At 72.1% G+C, this 21,361-nt stretch carries 23 protein-coding genes; 11 read left to right on the top strand and 12 right to left on the bottom strand.

The genetic code is table 11. The features are described from left to right. The first annotated feature begins 87 nt into the window (after window positions 1-87). Window positions 88-819: a GAF and ANTAR domain-containing protein gene (locus AB0878_RS05115; RefSeq protein WP_366576655.1), complete on the top strand. Its 732-nt coding sequence runs from the start codon at window positions 88-90 to the stop codon at window positions 817-819. Window positions 820-904: 85 nt separating this feature from the next. Next, on the top strand, window positions 905-1,438 hold the full coding sequence (locus tag AB0878_RS05110; protein WP_366576653.1) for a bifunctional nuclease family protein: 534 nt from the start codon (window positions 905-907) through the stop codon (window positions 1,436-1,438). Between the two features lie 229 nt (window positions 1,439-1,667). Here the strand turns inward: AB0878_RS05110 and AB0878_RS05105 are convergent, their stop codons facing one another. The 6 genes from AB0878_RS05105 to AB0878_RS05080 form a co-directional block, all read right to left on the bottom strand. After that, window positions 1,668-1,853, bottom strand: coding sequence for a hypothetical protein (locus AB0878_RS05105; RefSeq protein ID WP_366576651.1), 186 nt, complete (start codon window positions 1,851-1,853; stop codon window positions 1,668-1,670). A 55-nt stretch (window positions 1,854-1,908) separates the two neighbouring features. Then, window positions 1,909-2,811: a TIGR03619 family F420-dependent LLM class oxidoreductase gene (locus AB0878_RS05100; protein ID WP_366576649.1), complete on the bottom strand. Its 903-nt coding sequence runs from the start codon at window positions 2,809-2,811 to the stop codon at window positions 1,909-1,911. Between the two features lie 85 nt (window positions 2,812-2,896). Further along, window positions 2,897-3,322, bottom strand: coding sequence for an STAS domain-containing protein (locus AB0878_RS05095; protein ID WP_366576647.1), 426 nt, complete (start codon window positions 3,320-3,322; stop codon window positions 2,897-2,899). 179 nt (window positions 3,323-3,501) lie between these two features. Beyond that, entirely contained in the window at window positions 3,502-3,999 is a 498-nt protein-coding gene (locus AB0878_RS05090; RefSeq protein ID WP_366576645.1) for a hypothetical protein, read from the bottom strand. A 34-nt stretch (window positions 4,000-4,033) separates the two neighbouring features. Next, window positions 4,034-4,405, bottom strand: a complete 372-nt coding sequence (locus AB0878_RS05085; protein WP_366576643.1) for an STAS domain-containing protein — start codon at window positions 4,403-4,405, stop codon at window positions 4,034-4,036. A 377-nt stretch (window positions 4,406-4,782) separates the two neighbouring features. Beyond that, on the bottom strand, window positions 4,783-5,595 hold the full coding sequence (locus AB0878_RS05080) for an LLM class flavin-dependent oxidoreductase (RefSeq protein WP_366576641.1): 813 nt from the start codon (window positions 5,593-5,595) through the stop codon (window positions 4,783-4,785). A gap of 308 nt (window positions 5,596-5,903) precedes the next feature. Between AB0878_RS05080 and AB0878_RS05075 the strand changes: the two genes are divergently transcribed. From AB0878_RS05075 to AB0878_RS05055, 5 genes are all read left to right on the top strand, one after another. Then, window positions 5,904-7,412, top strand: coding sequence for a glycoside hydrolase family 30 beta sandwich domain-containing protein (locus AB0878_RS05075; protein ID WP_366576639.1), 1,509 nt, complete (start codon window positions 5,904-5,906; stop codon window positions 7,410-7,412). Between the two features lie 104 nt (window positions 7,413-7,516). Continuing rightward, window positions 7,517-8,512, top strand: a complete 996-nt coding sequence (locus AB0878_RS05070) for a zinc-binding alcohol dehydrogenase family protein (RefSeq protein WP_366576998.1) — start codon at window positions 7,517-7,519, stop codon at window positions 8,510-8,512. Window positions 8,513-8,583: 71 nt separating this feature from the next. Continuing rightward, window positions 8,584-9,111 (top strand): PadR family transcriptional regulator, encoded by a 528-nt coding sequence (locus AB0878_RS05065; RefSeq protein ID WP_366576637.1) that lies wholly within the window; start codon window positions 8,584-8,586, stop codon window positions 9,109-9,111. After that, the gene (locus AB0878_RS05060; RefSeq protein ID WP_366576635.1) at window positions 9,108-10,322 is read left to right on the top strand and encodes a cytochrome P450; all 1,215 of its coding nucleotides are present in this window, start codon (window positions 9,108-9,110) and stop codon (window positions 10,320-10,322) included. The genes AB0878_RS05065 and AB0878_RS05060 overlap by 4 nt, the downstream gene beginning before the upstream one ends. Window positions 10,323-10,443: 121 nt before the next feature. Continuing rightward, the gene (locus AB0878_RS05055) at window positions 10,444-11,136 is read left to right on the top strand and encodes a TetR/AcrR family transcriptional regulator (protein ID WP_366576633.1); all 693 of its coding nucleotides are present in this window, start codon (window positions 10,444-10,446) and stop codon (window positions 11,134-11,136) included. A 33-nt stretch (window positions 11,137-11,169) separates the two neighbouring features. On the opposite strand, the gene AB0878_RS05050 is transcribed toward AB0878_RS05055, so the two are convergent. The 3 genes from AB0878_RS05050 to AB0878_RS05040 all read right to left on the bottom strand — a co-directional run bounded on the left by AB0878_RS05050 (window position 11,170) and on the right by AB0878_RS05040 (window position 14,364). After that, a complete protein-coding gene (locus tag AB0878_RS05050; RefSeq protein WP_220241202.1) occupies window positions 11,170-11,478 on the bottom strand; it encodes a helix-turn-helix transcriptional regulator in 309 nt (102 codons plus the stop codon). A 67-nt stretch (window positions 11,479-11,545) separates the two neighbouring features. Beyond that, window positions 11,546-13,951 (bottom strand): glycoside hydrolase family 2 TIM barrel-domain containing protein, encoded by a 2,406-nt coding sequence (locus AB0878_RS05045; protein WP_366576631.1) that lies wholly within the window; start codon window positions 13,949-13,951, stop codon window positions 11,546-11,548. Window positions 13,952-13,953: 2 nt separating this feature from the next. Next, the gene (locus tag AB0878_RS05040) at window positions 13,954-14,364 is read right to left on the bottom strand and encodes a helix-turn-helix domain-containing protein (RefSeq protein ID WP_366576629.1); all 411 of its coding nucleotides are present in this window, start codon (window positions 14,362-14,364) and stop codon (window positions 13,954-13,956) included. A gap of 93 nt (window positions 14,365-14,457) precedes the next feature. On the opposite strand from AB0878_RS05040, the gene AB0878_RS05035 reads away from it, so the two are divergent. Together AB0878_RS05035 and AB0878_RS05030 are read left to right on the top strand one after the other, a co-directional pair. Then, on the top strand, window positions 14,458-15,276 hold the full coding sequence (locus AB0878_RS05035; protein ID WP_366576627.1) for an NAD(P)H-binding protein: 819 nt from the start codon (window positions 14,458-14,460) through the stop codon (window positions 15,274-15,276). Window positions 15,277-15,289: 13 nt separating this feature from the next. After that, window positions 15,290-16,150, top strand: a complete 861-nt coding sequence (locus AB0878_RS05030) for a haloalkane dehalogenase (RefSeq protein WP_366576625.1) — start codon at window positions 15,290-15,292, stop codon at window positions 16,148-16,150. 7 nt (window positions 16,151-16,157) lie between these two features. On the opposite strand, the gene AB0878_RS05025 is transcribed toward AB0878_RS05030, so the two are convergent. Further along, window positions 16,158-17,057, bottom strand: coding sequence for an NAD-dependent protein deacetylase (locus AB0878_RS05025; protein ID WP_366576623.1), 900 nt, complete (start codon window positions 17,055-17,057; stop codon window positions 16,158-16,160). A 9-nt stretch (window positions 17,058-17,066) separates the two neighbouring features. Next, window positions 17,067-18,425 (bottom strand): sugar porter family MFS transporter, encoded by a 1,359-nt coding sequence (locus tag AB0878_RS05020; RefSeq protein ID WP_366576621.1) that lies wholly within the window; start codon window positions 18,423-18,425, stop codon window positions 17,067-17,069. Between the two features lie 127 nt (window positions 18,426-18,552). On the opposite strand from AB0878_RS05020, the gene AB0878_RS05015 reads away from it, so the two are divergent. After that, window positions 18,553-18,765 carry a hypothetical protein gene (locus AB0878_RS05015; RefSeq protein WP_366576619.1) on the top strand — a complete coding sequence of 71 codons (213 nt, stop codon included), beginning with the start codon at window positions 18,553-18,555 and terminating at the stop codon, window positions 18,763-18,765. 183 nt (window positions 18,766-18,948) lie between these two features. Here AB0878_RS05015 and AB0878_RS05010 read toward each other — a convergent pair whose 3' ends face one another. Beyond that, a complete protein-coding gene (locus AB0878_RS05010) occupies window positions 18,949-20,346 on the bottom strand; it encodes a hypothetical protein (protein WP_366576617.1) in 1,398 nt (465 codons plus the stop codon). Window positions 20,347-20,425: 79 nt separating this feature from the next. Here AB0878_RS05010 and AB0878_RS05005 point away from each other — a divergent pair, with 79 nt between their 5' ends. Further along, complete coding sequence (locus tag AB0878_RS05005) at window positions 20,426-21,175, top strand: nucleotidyltransferase domain-containing protein (protein WP_366576615.1); 750 nt, start codon at window positions 20,426-20,428, stop codon at window positions 21,173-21,175. Window positions 21,176-21,361 lie beyond the last annotated feature (186 nt).

The following is a 21,361-nucleotide window of genomic DNA, read 5'->3' as shown; positions in this document are numbered from 1 at the left end:
AGCGCTAGCGGCCAGTGGTGGCGCGCGCCCGGGTCTCGCCTGGTCAGCAGCGCCCTTCAAGTACCCAAGAGAAGGGGCCTGGGAAACATGACCGGCGGCCAGGAACGGCTATCCGCGCGGCTTGACGAAGTCACCGTGGCGATGGAGTCGCTGACCGCGATGCTCGACCACCAGGAACTCGATCTCGGCCAGATGCTGCAGGCGGTCTGCGAGCACGTGGTCGGTGTGGTCGCCGGAGCGGACATGGCCAGCATCACGCTGGTCCGGGACGGCGTCGGGGAGACCGTCGCCAGCACCGACCAGCGCGCGGTGAACTTCGACCGCGAGCAGTACCGCATCGGCGACGGGCCGTGCCTGCGCGCGGCCGAGACCGGCGCGCCCGTGCGGGTCGGGGTGGGCGCCGTGGCCGACCAGTGGCCGCAGTTCGCCTCGGCCGCCGAGGAGCTCGGCGTGGCGAGCTTCCTCGCCGCCCCGCTCACCGTCGACGGCGACATGAGCGGCGCGATGAACCTGTTCGGGTTCGGTGAACACGGGTTCAGCGACCTCGAGGTGAAAATCCTGGAGCTCTACACCGCCACGGTGGTGTTCGGCCTGCGCAGCGCGCGGCGCTACTTCGACGCGCAGGAGCTGGTGGCGCAGCTCAACCGCGCGCTCGAGACGCGAGCCGTGATCGACCAGGCCAAAGGCATCCTGATGGCCGCGCACCGCATCACCGCCGAAGAGGCTTTCCAACGGCTGGTGAAGCGTTCGCAGGACGGAAACCGCAAGCTCTACGACGTGGCGGCCGAGTTCGTGGCCGCCGTGTCCAGTTTTACCTGACCCCACCCCGCGCGGGTACGCGTGCCCGCGCGCGACACTGGGTATGTCCCCGAGGGGGATCTCAGTCCGGAAGCGGGTGAACCACATGGTGCAAGTGCGGGTCCAGGGCCTCGCCGTCGTCGCCCAGGAGGTGGCGCCGGTGGTGCTGCTGCGTGAGGAAACGGGGCAGCGCCGCTGGCTGGCCATCACCATCGGCGCGCCGGAGGCACAGGAACTGGCCGCCGCGCAGGAACAGGTGACCTCCGTCCGGCCGGGCACGGTCGAGCTCATCCTCGAGGTGGTGTCGGCGTTCGGGCGGCACGTGACGAGCGTCGAGGTCACCGAGCTGCGCGACAGCATCTTCCACGCCGACCTGGTGCTCTCGGACGGCGTGCGCGTCTCGGCGCGGCCCAGCGACGCGATCGCGGTGGGGCTGCGCGCCCACGCGCCCATCGACGTCGCCGAGGCCGTGCTGGCCGAGGCCGCGGTGGACGTGACGGTGGCCGGCGGCGAGGACCCGGCCGAAGCGCTCGGCGGAGAGCCGGGCGTGGGTACCGAGGACGAGATCCGCCAGTTCCGCGACCTGCTCGACGAGGTCAGCCCCGACGACTTCCGCGACCCCGGATCCGGGCCCGCCTGAGCGGGAATAGCGATCGCCGCTCGTGATGTTGAACGAGGCGGCCGATGCGCTCGTGTCCGCCGGGCTCACCCCTCGTCGAAGCGGTGCTCGGTCCGGCTGCGGAAGGCATCCGGCCGGCGCCGCGTCGTGCGAACTGCCGAGAGGCGGGCACGGCGCACCGGCCCCGAGACGATGGCCCCCGACCTGGCTCCGGTCGGGGGCCATCCTCGTGCCCGGGGACGATCTTGGCTCAGTCGCGCAGCTGCGGCGGCTCACCGTCCACGCCGAGGTCGACCTCCGCGTCGAAAGCGTTGTGGTCGTGCCCGGCCACCGGCTGGGCGATGTCGGTCCCGAGGTCGAAGCCGGCGTGCCGGGCGGCTTCGGCGAGCCCGTCGTTCTCGTCGGACTCGTGCCGGTGGTGGTGGCGCTCGATCATCCCGACATCTTCGACACTCCGGACCCCGGCGGGCAACCAACGGAGGGTGAACGCGTCACGCGGGCTCGTGCGAAGTCTGCCCCAGGATCGTCTCCACCAGCTCCAGCGCGTGGTCGGTGCTGCGCGCGGTGAAGGTGAGGTCCACGAACACGTCGTCCAGGTCGGTGTCCTGGGCGGTGCGCTCGATGGCGGTGACCACGTCGGCCACGCCGGCGTCGGCCCGCGGATAGACGCGCAGGATGGCGCCCAGCTCCGCGGGGTCGCGGCCGGCGTCGGCGGCCAGCTGCCGCAGGTTGGCCAGCGGAGCGAGGATCGCGGTCGCCGGGTCGTACTCGGCCGGCGGCGTGATCACCGGGAGCCAGCCGGCCGCCCGCCGCGCGATCCGGCGCATCGCGGCCGGTGCGTACCCGGCCAGGTACACCGGCGGCGTGCGGACGGGCTTGAACGAGTCGTGGGTCTCGGGCACGGTCCAGTGCCGGCCGCGGTACTCGGCGGGATCGGTCGTCCACAGCGCTTCGAGGGCGTCGAGGCATTCGTCGAGCCGCGCGCCGCGTTCGGTCATCGGCACGTTCACGGCCTCGTACTCCTCGGGAGACCAGCCCGTGCCGAGCCCCGGGACCAGCCGGCCGCCGCTGAGCGCGTCGATCGTGGTGAGCGAGCGCGCCAGCAGGGCAGGCGGGTACCAGGGCGCGTTGAGCACGTTGGTGCCGAGCCGCACCCGCTCGGTGACCGCGGCCGCGGCGGCCAGCAGTGCGAACGGGTCGAGCCGCACGGAGAACTCCGCCGGGATCGCGTCGGAGCCGCCGTACCCGACCTTCGGGTGCACCGGTGCGAGCAGGCGGTCGCCGACCCAGAGGCTCGCGGCGCCGAGCTCCTCGGCGCGCCGGGCGAAGCGGGTGACGCCCGAGCCGTCTCCGGCGAACGGGCCGAACTGGGGCAGGGTGAAACCGATGCGCATGGTGCTCTCCCGGCGTCCGCGGTGGTGGTCCCCGTGGTGATCTTGCCACCGGGGCCCGGGTTTCGCGGGGTGCGGCGGGAAACCCTCAGGGGGTGAGCCGCCGCTGGCCGGGGACGTCGACCGGCGAGAGGCCCGCGGCGGCGCCCGGGCGTTCGCAGCCGAGCGGCATGAGCTCGAGCAGGCGGCGAGCGGGGTGCGAGTCGCCGGGATCGACGTAGAAGTCGGTGTCGAACAGCTGGGCCAGCAGTTGCATGCGGCGCAGGACCTTGAGGCCGGCGACGGCGAGGAACGTGGTGCGGCTCAGGTCGATGATCACCACGCCGACCGTGCTGCGGATGCGGGCCTCGACGACTTCGGCGAGGTGGGGCGCGGTGCAGAGGTCGACCTCGCCGACCACCTCCACCACGGAAGCTCCGGGGACAGGCCGGTGGACGTGCAGGGTGAGCAGGTGTTTCGGGTCGACGTGGCCGACTCTGACGGACGGGGCTTTCGTGCGGCGTAGGGCGCTCATGGCGGCCCGCCTCTCGTAGGCCGCGCACCCGGGTGACGGCCGACCCGGACCGGAGTTCAGGCTTCCAGCCGATCGGCGCCAACGCTCCCGGAGCGCGGTGAAATCGCGGCGGCTGGTGGCTCAACCGAACACCCAGAATAGTGCACGTGCACTAGAGCCGCCAGCCACCGCCGGAATGGTTACCGCCGAACCTGCCTGCCAGCCGCGATGTAGGCGTTGGAGTCGCCGAGGAACGAGAACACGACGCCGATCACGGCCGCGAGTGCCGAGAGGTAGCTCAGCCAGGTCCCGCCGCTGCCCGCGATGAGCGACAGGACCTGCAGCACCGTGAGCACGGTCAGCACGATCCGCGCCCAGTTGCGCCCAGCCCGCAGTTTCACCGCGAACAGCAGGTACAGCAGCGCGATGATCACCGCGATCACGACCGCCACGATGAGCGCGATGTTCGCGGCCTGGTCGAGCTGGGCCTGGCCGAGGTTCGGGTTGGTGCGGCGCGCGGCGTCGATGAGGTCGTCCTTCTGCCCGAACAGCAGCAGGGCGCCGACGATGCCGATCACGGTCGAGACGACGAACGCCCAGAACGCGACCGTGATGGTGCTGGGCACGGCCGGACGTGGGGGTTCGTTGGAGGGCGGCGGCTGGTTGGGCTCCTCGGGAAATCGTGGCAGATCGCTCATGCGAGGACATTAGGCCCGCCGCGGCGGCCTCGCACTACGACGTGGCCGCCTCCAGGTCCGGGTGGATCTCCAGCACCGAGTCGAGGTGCAGCAGCCCGATCGGCCGCAGCAGGCCGCGCTGCTGCGTCACGATGCGGAACGGGATCCCGGCCTCGGTCGCGCGGCCCCGCACGTCGATCAGCACCGACAGGCCGCTGGAGTCGCAGAACGGCACTTCGGACAGATCCACGACGAGCACGCCGGGGCGCGCTTCGAGGGCCGCGACGAGCTGGTCTCGCAACGCGTCCGACACAGCCGTGTCGATCTCCCCGGCGGCGGTGACCACCGTCGTGCCGCCGGCGGTCGTGGTGGTGATGTCGAGCGTGGGCAGGCGCCGCGCGCCGGCCGCTCTGAGGTCGTCGGTCACGACAGGTTCCCTCCGCGGTCACGGGCCCGCCAGACAGCCGCTGACAGCAGGCCCGGTGCCCGGCCTCGAGCCGGGACACGGTCTGGTGACGGCTGGGTGCTCAACCGTGGTCGTCCCGAAAGTATCAGCCCCGGCCCACCCGGGCAGGCCACGCCCTCACCGGCGTGGCGGCCCGGCGTCGACGACCGCCATCGAGAGGTCGAGAGCGCGGTCGGCTTTGGTGAGAGCGCCAGGTTGCCGGCCGGGGTGCTCGGCGTCGACGACGGTGCGGGGCCCGGGGGCGGCGTGGTGAACGTGCCGGGGTCGATGGTGGCCTCGTTGCGACTGTGGGCCGGGGGCTCCGGTGTCGAATGCGTGGTCGCGTTCGGCTGGAGGTCTCAGCGGCGTGGCGGCCCGGCGTCGACGACCGTCATGGAGAGGTCGAGGGGGTCGAAGTGGATGAGCGATTCGAGCCACCACGTCAGGCCCGCCTCGGTCAGTGCGCCTAGGTCGACCGGTGAGGGGTGGTCCCAGGCGGGGCTGGCGTTGCCGGCCACCGCGACGGCGAAGGGGCGGCCCGGTGGGCGCGTGGCGGTGACCAGGCGGGCCAGCTCGTCCGGTGCCGGCGGGTGGGGGCCGGCGAGGGGGAAGATGCCGTCGCCCCTGGTGGCGCGGGCGAGGACGCGCGGGTGGTCGGTGGACAGGGCGGTCCAGACGGGGATGGGGTGGGGCTCGGGTGCGCCGGCGTCGAGGTCGACGTGGAAGTGGGTGCCGCGGTGGTGCACCTCGGCGCCCGACCAGACGGCGCGCATGATCGCCAAGGCCTCGTCGAACTTCGCCGAGCGGGGGCCGAGGGGCTCGCCGAAGCGGCTGAAGTCGCCGGTCTCGTCAGAGCCGAGGCCGGTACCCAGGACGAGCCGCCCGCGCGAGAGGCGGCTGACGGTGGAGGCCTGGCGGGCGAGCACCCACGGCCGGCGCCGCGCCGGGGGAGTGACCATCGGGCCGAGCAGGATCGTGCTCGTCGCCTGGGCGATCGCGGCGAGCGTGGTCCACGGGTCCGCGATCGGCGGCTCGCCGGGCACGACGTGGTCCCACAGGAACACCCCGTCCCAGCCGGCGGCCTCGGCTCGCACGGCGAGCTCGACCAGCACCGCCGGGTCGCCGAACGGTCCGAACGGCGGCAGGTACAGGCCGTGGCGAAGTTTTCCCACCGGGGATCTCCTCACGTGAGTTGATTCGGGCCACCGTAACGAGTCCGCGTTCAGCAGGCTGAATTGCCTTGCCCGGCAACGGGAACCGGCGCGGGCGGTTGCCGGTCAGTGGCACGGGAAAGGGCCGGACGTGCGGACAAACCGCCTGAACGAAGGGAAACCGGAGCGGGGATCTTGTCACGGCGCCGGCGGTTTGGTTGTGTCGGTGCGGACCCCCGGTCGCGGCCGCCAACGCGGGCCCGGGTTCCCCGCGGTGCCGATCAGGTGCCGTGTCCGCTGGGTTTTCCCCGTGAAACGAAGGAATCTGCATGCCGCGCTTGCGAAGAGTGCTGTGTTCGGTGACGGCCGCGGCGGCCGCCGTGACCGTGGCGGCCGGGTCGGCGACCGCCGCCTCCGGGCCCGAGATCGCGCCCGCCGCCGCAAACCCGTCCGCGCCGGCCGCCGTGTCGCGGACGGTCCACGAGTGGCTCACGAACCCCGGTGACGCCACGCCCGTCGACACGCAGCTGAGCTGGCAGAGCCCGGCCGCGGCGGCACCCACGACGGTCCGCGTCGACGGCGGCGTCAAGTTCCAGACCGTGTCCGGCTTCGGCGCGGCCATCACCGACTCGTCGGCCCAGGTGCTCTACGGCCTCACCCCGGTCAACCGCGACGAGGTCATGAAGAACCTCTTCGACCCGCGCGCCGGCGCGGGCATCAGCTTCCTGCGCCAGCCCATCGGCGCGTCGGACTTCGCCGTCGGCCAGGACTACAGCTACGACGACCTGCCGGCCGGGCAGACCGACTACGACATGAAGCACTTCTCCATCGCCCACGACGAAGCGCAGATCCTCCCGCTCGTGCGCCAGGCGAAGAAGCTCAACCCGCAGCTGGAGATCGTCGCGAGCCCGTGGAGCATGCCGGGCTGGATGAAGACGTCCGGCTCGATGATCGACGGCAAGCTCATCGACTCGCCGAAGATCTACCGCGCCTACGCGCTGTACCTCGTGAAGTTCCTGCAGGCCTACCGCAACGCCGGCGTGCACGTGGACTACCTGACCGTGCAGAACGAGCCGCAGGCACTGGAGCGCAACAACTACCCGGGCACCGATCTGCCGTGGCAGCAGGAGGCGAAGGTCATCGAGGCGCTCGGCCCCGCCATCCACGCCGCCGGGCTCGACACGAAGATCCTCGGCTTCGACCACAACTGGAGCGAGCACCCCGGCGACATCGCCTCGCACCAGCGGGCCGGTGAGGACCCGCAGCCGGAGTACCCGTACGACCTGCTGTCCACCCCGGCCGCGAAGTGGATGGCGGGCACCGCCTACCACTGCTACTACGGTTCGTCCGACGCCCAGACGCCGCTCAAGGCTTCGTTCCCCGGCAAGGACATCTTCATGACCGAGTGCGAGGGCGGCGACTCGTCGACGATCCTCGGCGTGATGCGCAACTGGGGCCGCAGCTCCATCGACTGGAACATCGCGCTCGACGAGAACCACGGCCCGCACCTGGGCGGCTGCGGCACCTGCAACGGCACCGTCACCGTGAACTCGCAGACGAAGGCCGTGACCTACAACGACCAGTACCGCGACATCGAGCACTTCTCGAAGTTCGTGCCGCCGGGCTCGGTGCGCATCGCGTCGTCCGTGGTCTACACCAGCGGCAGCAGCACGCCGATCGAGGCGGTCGCGTTCACGACCCCCGACCGCTCGACCACCGTGGTCGCGCTGAACACCGCGAAGACCGAGCAGAAGTTCACCGTCGTCTCGGGTGACCGCTCGTTCGACGCGACCGTGGGCCCCGGCGCCACCGTCACCTTCCAGTGGAGCGGCCGCTGACCGACCGGGTGGTGCGGGGCGGGGAAAGCCCGCCGCCCCGCACCGCGCGCGGTACGTTCGGGTTCCCGGACGAAGGAGCGGCGATGACGGGACTGCCGGCCACCATGCGGTCGTGGCGCGTCACGGCGCCGGGGCCGATCGGCACCGGGCCGCTGACGCCCGCGAACGGACCGGTGCCCGAACCGGCGCCCGGTGAACTGCTCGTGCGGGTGCTCGTGTGCGGCGTGTGCCGTACGGATCTCCACGTGGCGGAAGGGGATCTGCCGGTGCACCGGCCGGCGGTGATCCCCGGGCACGAGGTGGTCGGCGAGGTCGCCGCCCTCGGTGAAAGCGCGAGCGGCACCTTCGCCATCGGTGACCGCGTCGGGATCGCGTGGCTGCGCCACACGTGCGGCACGTGCAAGTTCTGCTTGCAGGGCACGGAAAACCTGTGCCCCGCATCGCTTTACACGGGCTGGGACGCCGACGGCGGCTACGCGGAGTACGCCGTGGTCCCGGCGGACTACGCCCTCCCCCTGCCCGCCGGTTACGGCGACGACGAGCTGGCGCCGCTGCTGTGCGCCGGGCTCATCGGCTACCGCGCGCTGCTGCGGGCCGAAGTGCCCGAAGGCGGGCGCCTCGGCGTGTACGGCTTCGGCGGCAGCGCGCACCTCGCGACGCAGGTGGCTCTCGCGCGGGGCGCGACCGTCCACGTGGTCACGCGCGGCCGCGCGGCGCAGCGGCTCGCGCTCGGCCTCGGGGCCGCCTCGGCGGGCGACGAGCCGCCGCCCGAGCCGCTCGACTCGGCGATCCTGTTCGCCCCCGCCGGCGGGCTGGTGCCCGGCGCGCTGGCCGCGCTGGACCGCGGCGGAACGCTTGCGATCGCGGGCATCCACCTTTCCGACGTGCCCGTGCTGAACTACCAGCGGCACCTGTTCCAGGAGCGGCAGCTCCGCAGCGTCACGGCCAACACGCGAGCCGACGCCCGGGAGTTCCTCGCCTTCGCCGGCCGCCACCACCTCGAAGTGACCACGCGTCCGTACGCGCTGGCCCGCGCGGACGAGGCGCTGGCGGACCTCGCGGCGGGCCGGTTCACCGGCGCGGCCGTCCTGCGCGCCTGACGGGGATTTTCCGCCGACGTGACTCGTTCGGCCGTTGGTGGGTCACGATAACCTAGGTTACGGTGACCTAGATGTGGATCGACGTCCTGCTGCTCGCGAGCCTCGCCAAGCAGCCCATGCACGGCTACGAACTGCGCCGGAAGGTCGAGGAGTCCAGCGGCCGGGCGCTGTCCAACAACTCGCTCTACCCGGCGCTGCGCCGCTTCGCCGAAGCCGGTGCCGTCACGCGCAGCGCCGAGACGCAGGAGGGCAAGCCGCCGCGGCACGTCTACACGATCACCGACGTCGGCCGTGAACTGCTGCACGACCTGCTCGCGGATCTGCCGCCCGACCTGGCCGGCGATGCGACCGAGTTCCTCTCCCGGCTCGCCGGGTTCGGCTGGCTCGAGCCCGCGGAACGGCTGCGGGTGCTCGACGCGCGGGAGACCGCGCTCGTGGCTCAGGGCGAGCGGCTGGGGAAGCTCGCCGAGGCGCAGGAGAACCCGTGGAGCCGGCTGGTGCTGGCCGAGGTCGGCCGCCGGGCGGAGCAGGAACTGAGCTGGCTCGCGACGGTGCGTGCGCGGGCCCGGAAACCGTCACCCGAGGAGGAGACCCGATGACCACCACCGAGCGTGCGCCACGGCTGCCGTTCGACCGGCCGAACGTGCTCGAGATCGCGCCCCTGTACCAGGTTCTGCGCCGCGAAGGCCCGATCGCGCGGGTGACGACGCCGGCCGGCGACCCGGCCTGGCTCGTGACGCGGTTCGAGGAGGCCCGCGCGGTGTTCACCGACCCGCGCTTCGGCCGTTCGCACCCGAAGCCGGAGGAGGCCTCGGCGGTGTCCGACGCCGCGTTGCTGAGCGGACCGCGGGGCGACTACGAGACCGAAGAGGCCGAGCACGCACGGCTGCGGCGCCTGCTGGTCCCGGCGTTCTCTGCCAACCGGATGCGCAAGCTCGGCGAGCACGTCCAGGAGCTCGCCGACCGGTGCCTCGACGAGCTCGAGGCCGCGCACGACGCCGCGGGCGGCGAACCCGTGAACCTGCACGACTTCCTGTCGTTCCCCTTGCCGGTGCTGGTGATCTGCGAGCTGCTCGGCGTGCCGTACGCCGACCGGGACAAGTTCCGCGACCTGTCCGACCGCATCGGCGTGCTCGACAGCGGCGGCGACGCGAAGCTCGCGATGGACGAGTTCGCCGCGTACATGGGCGAGCTGGCCGACAAGAAGCGCGCGGAGCCGGCGCAGGACGTCGTGTCCGACCTCGTCGCCGCGCAGGCCGACGATCCGACGTTCACCGACGACGACCTCGGCCGGCTGGCCGCGGGCCTGCTCTTCGCCGGCCACGAGACCACGTCGAACCGCATCGACCTCGGCGTGCTGTTCCTGCTCGCCGACCTCGCGCGCCGCGACGCGCTGGCCGCCGACCCCGAGGGCCGCGTGCACAGCACCGTCGAGGAGATCCTGCGGATGTCCGCGCCGGGCGGCCTCGGCCTGCTGCGCTACGCCCACGAGGACGTGGAGATCGGCGGGGTCGCGATCCGGCGGGGCGACGCCGTGATGATCTCGACGTCGTCGGCCAACCGTGACGCCGGCGTGTTCGCCGACCCCGAGGAGTTCGACGCGGACCGCAAACCCAACTCCCACATCGCGTTCGGCTACGGCGGGTTCTTCTGCATCGGCGCGAGCCTCGCGCGCACCGAGCTGCGCGTGGTGTTCAGTGCGCTGTTCCGCCGCTTCCCGAACCTGCGCCTGGCCGTGGACGTCGACGACCTCGACGTCCGCTCCAACCGCGTCACGGGCGGGGTTTCGAGCGTGCCGGTCACCTGGTGACCGCGCCGGGCCGCACTCCTTCCGGGGGTGCGGCCCTATCGTTGATAGGGATGAACCGTAGCGACGCTATGACGTGCGTAACAATGCTACGTGAATGAGTTATCTGAGCTACACTGGCTGCATGGACATCCGCACCCAGATGCTGGAGGCCGCCGAGAAGCTGCTCGACGCCTCGCCCGACCGGGACATCTCCACGCGCGCCGTGTGCGAGGCGGTCGGGGTCGGCGCGCCGATGCTGTACCGCCTGTTCGGCGACAAGAACGGCCTGCTCTCGGCTGTCGTGGACCACGGGTTCGACCGCTACCTGGCCACGAAACGCGCGGCCGAGCCGTCGACCGACCCGATCGCCGACCTCAAGAACGGCTGGGACACCCACATCGCGTTCGCGCAGGAGCACCCGGCCGTCTACCGGCTGATGTACTCCCCGGCGTTCACCGAGATCCCCAGCGCCGCGCAGGAAGCGCTGCGGCTGCTGCGAGAGGTGCTCGTGCGCTGCGCCGCCATCGGCCGGCTGCGCGTCGACCCGGACGCCGCCGCGCAGCGCGTGATGTCGGCGAACATCGGGGTCGCGCTCAACATGGTCACCCAGCCGCAGGTCTACACCGATCCCGAGCTGTCGCGGCGCGTGCGCGACGCCGTGCACGACAGCCTGCTCACGCCCGAGAACGGCACCGAGGAGGCCGACAGCTCGACCGCCCCGCTGCCCACCGCGGCCCTGCAGCTCGCCGCGCTCCTGCGCACCGAGGACACCACTCTCGGCACCGAGGAGACGCAGCTGCTGCTGAAGTGGCTCGACGGCCTGGCCCGTGACTGAAGAGTCCGAAGTGGACGGATGCCCGGCCGGGCGTCAGGGCTCGGTGAGCACCAGGTCCAGCAGGCCGGGGAAGCGCGCGTCGAACTCGGAGCGGCGCAGCCGGTTGTAGCGGCGGGGTCCGCGGTCGAGCTGTTCGAGCAGCCCCGTGGACCGCAGCACCGCGAAGTGGTGGCTCGCCGTCGCTTTCGACACCGGCAGGTCGAAGGTGCCGCACGCGCGCGAGAAGTCCGGCCCGTCCGAGAGCTCGCGCAGGATCGTGCGGCGCACCGGATCGGTCAGCGCGTCGAGCGCCTGCTGCAACGTCACCTCGGCCGGATCCGTGTGGGTCAGCGTCCGCGCCATGCCGCCTCCCGGCGTTCTCGTGTCACTCCGGCGTCGGGTTCGATCGTACCCGCGTCCGGCGAGTGGCTCAGACCGCGGAGATCGTGGCCGTTCCCGTGTCCAGAAACGGATGCGACGCGGTCACGGTGATCGTCCCCGGCGTGTCGCGCATCGAGCGGATCCACACCGCCGCCGCGCCGCCGAGCGCGCCGAAGTCCAGGAACTGCTCGCCGATCAGGACTCCCGGCCCGTCGACCGCGACGCTGAGCACCCCGCGGGCGTGCGGGCGCGGTGCGCCATAGCGGTCCACGGACCGCAGCGTGACGCGCGTGGTGTCCTGGCCGTCGGCGGTGATGGCGCCGTCGTCCGCGGCCACGGCCAGCGTGTCGAACGTCGGGTCGGCGCTGAACCTGCGGCGCAGCACCGTCTGCCCCTTCACCCGGCCCTCGATCGTCAGGTCCGGGCGCGCCTTCCCGGTCACGGTCAGGTTCACCACGAACGGCGGGTGCTTCAGGTGTGGGAACCGCGCGTGGTCGGGCTGCACGGTGACCGGCCGCCGGCCCGCGACGGTGACCACGAGCTGGTCGCAGTTCGACCAGATCAGCGCGTTGCGGCCGGGTCCGCCGCGCGGAGAGCCGGGCCCGAAGTCCCAGTAGAACGCGGGCTCGATCACCGCGCCGCGCGACGGGGCCCGTTGCGCGCGGTAGAAACCCGCGCCCAGCTTGGGAATCCGGAAGAAGTCGACCACGCCGGGGTACTTCACCCCGCGCAGCGAGTGGTACCAGCCGGACGGGTAGTCGAAGCCGCACCACGCGATCAGACCGCAGTAGCGCGGGTCGGCCGCCGCGTGCTCATGCACCCACGCGTGGAGCATGCTCTGCTCCCGTTGCACGTCGGCGGCGTCGGTGCGCCGGAAGTACGGCGCGCCCACGAGCGTGCCGACGGCTTCGCTCACCAGGTACGGCACGCCCCGGCGCGGCGGGCGCAGCGGCGGCGGCGCGTTGCGCGAGGGCGGGCGGCTGTAGTCGTTGAACGAGAAGACGCCGCCGTTCTCCTTCACCGGGTACAACGGCGAGACGTAGCCCTTCTGCCCGGCGACCGCGCCGGTGCACGGCCGCATGGGGTCGAGCTCGGCGGCCAGCTGGTCGGTCTTGCCGTAGAGCGTGTACTGGCCCAGCGTCTCGTTCACGCGCGTGCCCCACACGATGATCGACGGGTGGTTGCGGTCGCGCACGATCATGTCGTGCACGTCGCGCACCGCGAGCTCCTGCCACGCCGTGTCGCCCACGTGGTCCCAGCCGGGCAGCTCCTCCCACACGAGGAGGCCGAGCTCGTCGCACGCGTCGAGGAACGCGGGCGACTGCGGGTAGTGCGAGCAGCGCACCATGTTGACGTTGAGCTCGTTCTTGAGGATCTCCGCGTCGCGCCGCTGCACGCGCTCGGGCATCGCGCCGCCGACGAACGGGTACCACTGGTGGCGGTTGAGCCCGAAGAGCTTCAACGGCCGGCCGTTGAGGCGGAAACCGTCCACAGTGAACTGGGCGTCGCGCAGTCCGGTGCGCACGGGGTAGGTGTGGACCTTGCGCCCGCCGACCGAGAGCGTGACCAGGATGTCGCACATCGCGGGCTCGTCGACGTCCCACAGCTTCACCGCGTCGAGGCCTTCGAGCGTGACGGTGGTGTTCGTCTCGCCCTTGCGCAGACCCGTCATGTCGGTGACCGCGGTGGCGATCTCGGTGCCGGCCTGGCTCAGCGTCGCCGTGAGCCGCACGGGCCCCTTCACCGCCTTCGCCGCGTCGACGGTGCAGTGCACCACCACGGCACGGTTCGGCGTGAGCACGGCGATCTGCTGGGCGTACACATCGGACAGGTAGGCCTGTGGGGTGCCGTAGAGGTTGACCGTGCGGTAGATCCCGGCGGGCTGGTAGAAGTCGATGGCCGTCGGGTTCGGGTATTCGGGCAGGTCCGGGGGAGTGTCCTGCTGCCAGCGGCCGTCGACGGCCACGGCCAGCACGTTGTCCGAGTCGGTGAGCAGCCCGGTGACCTCGCACGTGAGCGGCAGGTACCCGCCGCTCTGCGAGGCGACGCGCCGGCCGTTGAGGAACACGGTGGTGGCGCTGAGAACCCCGTCGAACCGGAGGAACGCGCGGTTCTTGCGCAGCTGCGGCGGCACGAAGAAGTGCTGGCGGTACACCCACAGGTGCTGCCAGTCGTTCGGGTGCCAGCCCTCCCACGACAACGGCGTGACGCAGTGGGGCACCGACATGAGCGTCATGGACCGGTCGTCGAAGTCCGCTTCGGTGCAGCCGGGCACGAACGGGCCGAACAGCCAGTCGGCGCCGAACCCGCTCGTCGCTTCCACCGGCTCGGGGTGGTGCAACGCGGCCGACAGCGCGCCGGAGGCGGCGATGGCGGCACCGGCGCCGAGCAGGAACGTGCGCCGGGCGTGACCGGTCCTCGGGACAGCCGTGCCCCCGGGTTCTTCCTCCGCCATGCCTACGCGCTCTGCCGGCCGCCGGACTCGTCGTACCCGGACTGCGTGGCGAGGATGTCGACGGCGTGGTCGCGCAGCCAGGAGAAGAGCGTCGACAGCTGGTCGCCGGTGCCGCGGCCGAGCGGCGTGAGGCCGTAGCTGACCTGCGGCGGCGTGGTGGGCTCGACCCGGCGCCACACGAGGCCGTCGCGCACGAGGGTGCGCAGCGTCTGCGCCAGCATCTTCTCGCTCACGCCTTCGATGCTGCGGCGGAGCTCGAAGAACCGCAGTTCCCGCTCCCGCAAGGCGATCAGCACCCACACGCCCCAGCGGCTGGTGACGTGGTCGAGCACCGTCCGCGCCGGGCAGTCGGTGTGAAACACCTCATACCCGTCACGGGTCGACCGGCCCGCGAACTGCGTCCATTCCTCCATGTCGTGAGCTTACTTAAAGGTGCGTCCTTCCGGCCGGGGGACGCGCACGGCACCTTCGTGACCACTGTGGATCGTAAGATTGGGGTAACGAAGATGATCGTGGTGACGGGGGCGACGGGCAACATCGGCCGTCCGCTGGTGGCGGCACTGGCGGCCGCGGGGGCACCGGTGACGGCGGTGTCGCGGACGGCGCCGGCCGACCTGCCCGACGGCGTGACGCACCAGGTGGCGGACCTGGCCGCGCCCGATTCCCTGCGCGAGGTGCTGGCCGGGGCGCACACGCTGTTCCTGTTCCCGGGCGGGCCGGCTCCGGCGGAGCTGGCCGACGTCGCGAAGGCCGGGGGAGTGCGGCGGCTCGTGCTGCTTTCCTCGCAGGGCGTGGCCACCCGGCCGGAGGCTTACGCGTTTTTCACGGCGTACGAACAGGCCGTGCGCTCGGCGGTGCCGGCGGCGACGATCCTGCGGCCGAGCGGGTTCACGACCAACACCCTGGGATGGGCGCCTTCGGTCCGGGCTTCACGGCTCGTCGAAGCTCCGTTCGGTGACGTGGCGCTCCCGTTCGTCGACCCGGCGGACATCGCGGCGGTCGCCGCCGCGGCGTTGCTGGACGACTCGCACGACGGCGCCGAGTACGACGTGACCGGTCCGGAGGCCCTGACCCCGCGCGAGCGGGCGGCGGCGATCGGCGCCGCGCTCGGCGAGCCCGTCCGGTTCGCCGAGCAGACGCCGGACGAGGCCCGCGCGCGGATGCTGGAGTTCATGCCGCCGCCGATCGTCGAGGCGACGCTGGGTGTACTGGGTTCGCCGCTGCCCGCGGAACGCCGGGTGAGCCCCGACGTGCAGCGGGTGCTGGGCCACCCGGCCCGGACGTTCGCCGAGTGGGTGGCGGGTTCCGTCGCCGCGTTCCGCTGAGGGACGGGCGGACATGCCGACCACTGCTGTGCTGGGTTCGACCGTGTACCACCGCGAAACCGGCCACGGCGCGCCGTTCGTGTTCCTGCACGGCAACCCGACGTCCTCCTATCTCTGGCGGCACGTACTGCCCGCGGCCGGGGGCGGGCGCCTGCTCGCGCCCGACCTGATCGGCATGGGCGATTCGGGAAAACCGCCGCTGGCGTACGGGTTCGACGACCACGCCCGCCACCTCGACGCGTGGTTCGACGCCCTGGGCCTCGACGACGTGGTGCTCGTCGGCCACGACTGGGGCGGCGCGCTCGCGTTCGACTTCGCGGCGCGCCACCCGGGCCGCGTGCGCGGGGTCGCGTTCACCGAGACGATCGTGAAACCCCTGACGTGGGCGGAGTTCCCGGCCGCGGGCCGGGAACTGTTCCGGGCGCTCAAGACCCCGGGCGAAGGCGAGCGGATGGTGCTCGACGACAACGTGTTCCTGCGCGAGCTGCTGCCCGGCTCGGTGTCCCGCGCGCTCGCGCCGGCGGACTTGCGGGAGTACCTGCGGCCGTATCCGACCCGGGAGAGCCGGCTGCCGCTGCTGCAGTGGCCGCGCGCGATGCCGCTCGACGGCGAACCCGCCGACGTTGTCGCCCGGATCGAGCGCTACGACGAGTGGCTCGCCGCGAGCGCCGACGTGCCGAAGCTGCTCGTGACGTTCGAACCCGGCCCCGGGGTGATGCTGGGGCCGCAGCTGCAGAGGTGGTGTGCCGACACCGTCGCCGGGCTCGACCACGCGCACCACGCGGTCCCGGCGGGGCACCACACGCCGGAGGACCGGCCGGCCGAGCTGGCCGCGTCGATCTCCGCGTGGGCCGGCGCGCGCGGGTTGCGGTAGGCCCGCGTCAGGCGAGGCGCGCGGGGCGGCCGACGCGGTCGACCAGGTCGACCAGGTCGGTCAGCGCCTCGCCCAGCGGCAGGTCGACGCGAACCCGCGCGTGGGCGTCGCCGCGGGTCTGGCCGCGGTTGACGATCAGGACGGGTTTGCCGGTTTTCGCGGCGTGGCGGACGAAGCGCAGGCCGGACATGACCGTGAGCGACGAGCCCAGGACCAGCACCGCCGAGGCCTCGTCGACCAGGCGGTAACAGCGCTCGACCCGGGCGCGGGGCACGTTCTCGCCGAAGAACACCACGTCGGGCTTGAGCACGCCGGCGCACGCGGTGCAGCCGACGAGCGTGAACGTGCGCACGGATTCCTCGGCGAGCTCGACGTCGCCGTCGGGGTTGATGCGGGTGGCGGTGCCGCCGAAGTCCGGGTTGGCCGCGCGCAGGCGGTCGTCGAGCTCTTCGCGCGGCGTGGTGCGGCGGCAGCCGAGGCAGATCACGCGGTCGAGGTTGCCGTGCAGCTCCACCACGCCGCGCGTGCCCGCCGCGCGGTGCAGGCCGTCGACGTTCTGCGTGATGACGCCGGACAGCAGGCCCGCTTCGCGCAGGGCCGCGACGGCGTGGTGCCCGGAGTTGGGTTCGGCGCGCGCGATGGTGCGCCAGCCCAGGTGGCTGCGGGCCCAGTAGCGGCGGCGGCCCTCGGCGCTGGTCGTGAACTCGTCGTAGGTCATCGGGGTGTGCCGGCGCAGGCTGCCGGACTCGCCGCGATAGTCGGGAATGCCGGACTCGGTGGAGATCCCGGCCCCGCTCAGCACCACCACGCGGCCGCGGGAGACGACCTCGGCCACTTCGGCGACGCTTCCGGTGCGCGGGAGCGGTTCACCCGTGCCGGTCCAGGTCAGGGTCGGTCGTGTCCGCACCCGATCAGCTTACGCACCCACGAGCTCGCGTTCGAGGTCCTCGAGGCTGCGACCCTTCGTCTCCGGCATCAGCCGCCACACGAAGAGGAACGCGAGCGCCGTCATCACGGCGAAGAACAGGAAGTTCAGCCCGGCGCCGAAGGCGTCCAGCAGCGGCGGGAACACGAGCGCGACCGCGAGGTTGAACAGCCAGTTGAAGACCACGCAGACACTCACGGCCGCCGCACGGATCCGCAACGGGAACAGCTCCGGCAGCGCGACCCACTGCACCGGGCCCCACGACACCGAGAACGACGCGACGTACACCGCGATCCCGGCCAGCGTCAGCCCGAGCAGCAGCGGTCCCTTCGTCATCCCGCCGAGGTTGACCACGGCCAGCAGCACCATCGCCGCGCACATGCCGAGCGCGCCCACGAGCAGCAGCGGCCGCCGGCCCGCGCGGTCGATCAGCCGCATCGCGGGCAGCGTCATGAGCATGTTCACCGCGCCGATGCCCACGTTGGCGAGGATCGCCCCGGACGAGCCGAACCCGACGTTGGTCAGCAGGGTGGGCGCGTAGTAGATGATCGTGTTGATGCCCACGAAGTTCTGGAAGAACACGAGCAGCATCCCGACCGTGAACACCTTCCGCAGCCGGCCGCCCGCGAGCATCCGCAGCCGCAGGGGTTCCGCGCGTTCGGCTTCGTCGCGGGCGCCGGCGCGGATGTCGGCCAGCTCGGCGTCGGCGGCGTCCTCGCTGCCGCGCAGGCGCGTGAGCACCGTGCGGGCCGTGCGTTCGTCGTGCTTGTTGACCGCGAGCCAGCGCGGGCTCTCGGGCTGCGTGTAGATCCCGGCGACGAGCAGCACGGCCGGCACCACGCCCAGCCCGATCATCCACCGCCACGCGCCCCAGCCCGACAGCGCGTAGTCGGCGATGTAGGCGACCAGGATCCCGACGGTGACCAGCAGCTGCATCAGCGAGGTGAGCTTGCCGCGCACTTCCTTCGGCGCGAGCTCCGACAGGTACATCGGCACCACCACCGACGCGATCCCCACGCCGATGCCCATCACGAACCGGAAGGCCACGAGCATCGGCGCCGCGCCCGACAGGGCGGCGCCGACCGTGCCGACGATGAACACCACCCCGGAGCCGAGGATCATCCGGCGCCGGCCCAGCGAGTCGGCCAGCCGGCCCGCGAGGCCCGCGCCCGCCATCGACCCGGCCAGCAGCCCGGAGACGACCATGCCCTGCACGATGGGGCTCAACGGGATGTCGCGGCCGATGTAGAGCAACGCGCCGGAGATGACCCCGGTGTCGTAGCCCCACAGGATCCCGCCCAGTGCGCCGAAGAACCAGATGCCGAAGTTCGCTGCCCGCCGCCCGCTCACCGGTCGATCATGACCCGGGCGGCGAAGATCGGCAGCGTGAACACCGTTTTCCTTGCCCGGTAACGCGAATCCCCCGGACGGGGCAGAAGCCGGTTCGGTCGCGGCGCGGCTGGGTACCTCAGGATGCATGTGGTTCGCGCTGGGTACACCCGTGGTCCTGATGGTCGCCGCCGTGTTGATGGAGCGGTTCGAGCAGCATTGCACGCGGACCCCGGCGAGAGTCGAGGCGAGCGAACGCGCGCCGGAAAGGCTTGCGTCTGAACGGACAACGCTTCGCGCGGCCACGGAACGCGAAGTTCCGCGGCCGGCGATGGCGCGGCAGGTGGCGCTGCCGCACTGATTTTCCGCCTTTTCCGCTTGGCGCGGACCACCGGGCAACGCCGGGAACGTGGTGCGGCGCCGGTCACGGCGAGCCGAGACGCCCGCCAGGGACGGTGATCGGCGTGGGCACTTGCGGGGACAGGGCCGGGCTCCCACCGTCGGGGTGCGGGAGCCCGGCCCGTCGCGCGCTTGTGGCGCCCGGCTACTGGGCCGCGCCCGAGGTCAGCGTCTGGTACCACGCGTCCCACGGGTGGTTGGTCGCCGCGTAGTTCGCCGGCGGGTTCGTGGCCAGCCCCGCCGAGTCGAAGTCCCAGCCGCGGACCAGGTGCCCGCTCTGGCGGGCCGAGGTGATGAACGCCGACTCCGTGGCGGGCGCGCCGTAGAACAGCGCGTCCTGCTGCAGCTCCGCCGGGTCGCCCTTCTGGTACTCGTCGAAGGCGACCTGCGGGTAGCGCACGCGCTGGCCGCTCACGCGGTCGGTGGCGTAGCGCAGGGTCTGGGCGGGCGTCGGCCCGTCGGCACCGGTCGACACGGTCACCCGCCGGGTGCCCGACGTGCCGGTGGCCTTGGGGAACAGCGCGTCCGAGGTCTTCGCGTTGCCGCTCCAGGTCACCGCGCCGGACGCGTCGAGCGTGCCCTGCCACTGCCAGTTCTGGGTGGAGGACTGGCTGCGGTGGATCTCGCGCACGCCGGTGCCGGTGAAGGCGACGGTGGGGGACACGCCGTTGTCGTACTGCCGGCTGGCCGACCAGGTCAGCTCGCCGTCGGCGCCGAGCTGCGCCGTGTGCGACCAGAGCGTGGTGGCGGTCTGCGACTGGTGGACCTCCACGAGCCGGCCCGAGTCGTCGAGCGCGATCGCCGGGGCCTGGCCGCTGTCGTAGCGGCCGTGGCGGTTCCACGTCACGAGACCGTCGGCGCCGTAGGTGCCGGTCCAGTACCAGAGCGGGCCGGCGCCGGAGTCGTGCACCTCCACGACCTGGCCGCGGCCGTTGATCGCCACCGCCGGGTGGTAGCCGACGTCGCGGCGGTACTCGGCGCGCGTGCCGCTGTCGCCCGAGAGCAGTGTGAGCACCTTGCCGCGCAAGGAGTCCGTGGTCGCGCCTGCCGGGTAGTCCTTGGCGAGCAGCAGGCGCGGGCCGAAGGCGGTCTGCACCTCCTGGTTCACCGCGGCCAGGTTGCCGGCGGCGAACGACGGGTTGTCGGTGAGGTCGTCCTTGAGGTCGAGCATCACCACGATCGGCGCGGCCGTGGGGTGCGCGGCCGACCAGGTGTTCACCACGGCGAGCCAGTCGCGCAGGTTGTTCGACGCGGGGTTGCCGGCGTGGTCGACGAGGTCGCCCGGGCTGCCGTGCCCGATGCCGTAGTCGTGGGCGGTGGCGTAGCCGTTGTCGTGGATGTCGAACTCGACGAAGCGCACGCCGTGGTCGAGCTGGTAGGTGATCGAGCCCTTCGCGCCGTCCACGTCGCCGGAGTAGCTGTTGTGGGTGGCCTTGAAGATCGTCGAGGTGAACGGCGTGGCGGCCGCGGTGGCGGGTGCGGTGACCAGCGCGAACGCGGTGGCGGCCGCGGCGAGCGCCACGGGCGCGCGGAAGCGGTGCATGTGCGGGGACCCCCAGGTCGAGTGCGGAAAGTGGCGAAATCGTAGCGATCATCCGCCGGGTTCATGGCATGTTCGGACGATGCCGGACAACAACGGGAAAATCTTTGCCGACCAGGTGGCCGACGTGCTGGGCGCACTGCCCGGGGTCGAGGCGGTCGCGCTGGGCGGGTCGCGCGCCCAGGGCAGCGCCGGCCCGGACAGCGACTGGGACGTGGCGGTCTACTACCGCGGTGCCTTCGACCCCGGTGACCTGCGCGCGCTCGGCTATCCCGGCGAGGTGTCGGAGCTCGGCGAGTGGGGCGGTGGCGTGTTCAACGGCGGCGCGTGGCTCACGATCGACGGCCGGCGGGTCGATGTGCACTACCGCGACCTCGGCTCGGTGGAGCACGAGCTCGCCGAGGCGCGGGCCGGGCGGTTCCACTGGGAGCCGCTCGCGTTCCACCTCGCCGGCATCCCGAGTTACCTCGTGGTGGCCGAGCTCGCGATCAACGAGGTGCTGCGCGGGATGCTGCCGCGTCCGGAGTACCCGCCGGCGTTGCGGGAGAGCGCGCCGAAGTTCTGGCGTGCTTCGGCGGAGCAGACGCTCGGCTACGCGAAGAGCGCACACGTCGAGCGCGGGCACACCACCGAGACCGCGGCGTCGGTCGGCGTCGCGGCGCTGCAGACCGCGCACGCCGTGCTCGCCGCGCAGGGCGAGTGGGTCACGAACGAGAAGACCCTCGTCGAGCGCGCGGGGCTGCGCGGGATCGACGACGTGCTCGGCGGCCTCGTCCACGACCTCGAAGGCGCCTTCGCGACTGCGGTCGCGCTGCTCCGCGCGGCCCGCTGACAGTCGAACGAAGTGGCTAGTGTCGACAGTTGAGGCCTCGCTCGTGATGACACCTCGATAACGGGACGATCCGTACCGAGGGGAATCGACGCGCCGCTTCCCTTGCGTGACCAGGAATTTCCCTTACCGGGAGAGATCTTTTTCCCGGTGGATGATGGCGATCGTCTCACTGCGACCCTTGACACA

The organism is Amycolatopsis sp. NPDC047767 (genome assembly GCF_040704195.1).
GTDB lineage: Bacteria > Actinomycetota > Actinomycetes > Mycobacteriales > Pseudonocardiaceae > Amycolatopsis.
Note: the sequence above shows the minus strand (reverse complement) of the source record. Positions and strands in the feature narration are given on the sequence as shown.

Excerpts from the sequence above, each read along its gene's own strand:
- AB0878_RS05055 (WP_366576633.1), top strand. The coding sequence starts at position 10,444 with ATGGACATCCGCACCCAGATGCTGGAGGCCGCCGAGAAGCTGCTCGAC.
- AB0878_RS05115 (WP_366576655.1), top strand. The coding sequence starts at position 88 with ATGACCGGCGGCCAGGAACGGCTATCCGCGCGGCTTGACGAAGTCACC.
- AB0878_RS05090 (WP_366576645.1), bottom strand. The coding sequence starts at position 3,999 with ATGAGCGATCTGCCACGATTTCCCGAGGAGCCCAACCAGCCGCCGCCC.
- AB0878_RS05005 (WP_366576615.1), top strand. The coding sequence starts at position 20,426 with ATGCCGGACAACAACGGGAAAATCTTTGCCGACCAGGTGGCCGACGTG.
- AB0878_RS05100 (WP_366576649.1), bottom strand. The coding sequence starts at position 2,811 with ATGCGCATCGGTTTCACCCTGCCCCAGTTCGGCCCGTTCGCCGGAGAC.
- AB0878_RS05045 (WP_366576631.1), bottom strand. The coding sequence starts at position 13,951 with ATGGCGGAGGAAGAACCCGGGGGCACGGCTGTCCCGAGGACCGGTCAC.
- AB0878_RS05095 (WP_366576647.1), bottom strand. The coding sequence starts at position 3,322 with ATGAGCGCCCTACGCCGCACGAAAGCCCCGTCCGTCAGAGTCGGCCAC.
- AB0878_RS05010 (WP_366576617.1), bottom strand. The coding sequence starts at position 20,346 with ATGCACCGCTTCCGCGCGCCCGTGGCGCTCGCCGCGGCCGCCACCGCG.
- AB0878_RS05035 (WP_366576627.1), top strand. The coding sequence starts at position 14,458 with ATGATCGTGGTGACGGGGGCGACGGGCAACATCGGCCGTCCGCTGGTG.
- AB0878_RS05070 (WP_366576998.1), top strand. The coding sequence starts at position 7,517 with ATGCGGTCGTGGCGCGTCACGGCGCCGGGGCCGATCGGCACCGGGCCG.
- AB0878_RS05040 (WP_366576629.1), bottom strand. The coding sequence starts at position 14,364 with ATGGAGGAATGGACGCAGTTCGCGGGCCGGTCGACCCGTGACGGGTAT.
- AB0878_RS05050 (WP_220241202.1), bottom strand. The coding sequence starts at position 11,478 with ATGGCGCGGACGCTGACCCACACGGATCCGGCCGAGGTGACGTTGCAG.
- AB0878_RS05065 (WP_366576637.1), top strand. The coding sequence starts at position 8,584 with ATGTGGATCGACGTCCTGCTGCTCGCGAGCCTCGCCAAGCAGCCCATG.
- AB0878_RS05075 (WP_366576639.1), top strand. The coding sequence starts at position 5,904 with ATGCCGCGCTTGCGAAGAGTGCTGTGTTCGGTGACGGCCGCGGCGGCC.
- AB0878_RS05060 (WP_366576635.1), top strand. The coding sequence starts at position 9,108 with ATGACCACCACCGAGCGTGCGCCACGGCTGCCGTTCGACCGGCCGAAC.
- AB0878_RS05110 (WP_366576653.1), top strand. The coding sequence starts at position 905 with ATGGTGCAAGTGCGGGTCCAGGGCCTCGCCGTCGTCGCCCAGGAGGTG.
- AB0878_RS05105 (WP_366576651.1), bottom strand. The coding sequence starts at position 1,853 with ATGATCGAGCGCCACCACCACCGGCACGAGTCCGACGAGAACGACGGG.
- AB0878_RS05030 (WP_366576625.1), top strand. The coding sequence starts at position 15,290 with ATGCCGACCACTGCTGTGCTGGGTTCGACCGTGTACCACCGCGAAACC.
- AB0878_RS05015 (WP_366576619.1), top strand. The coding sequence starts at position 18,553 with ATGTGGTTCGCGCTGGGTACACCCGTGGTCCTGATGGTCGCCGCCGTG.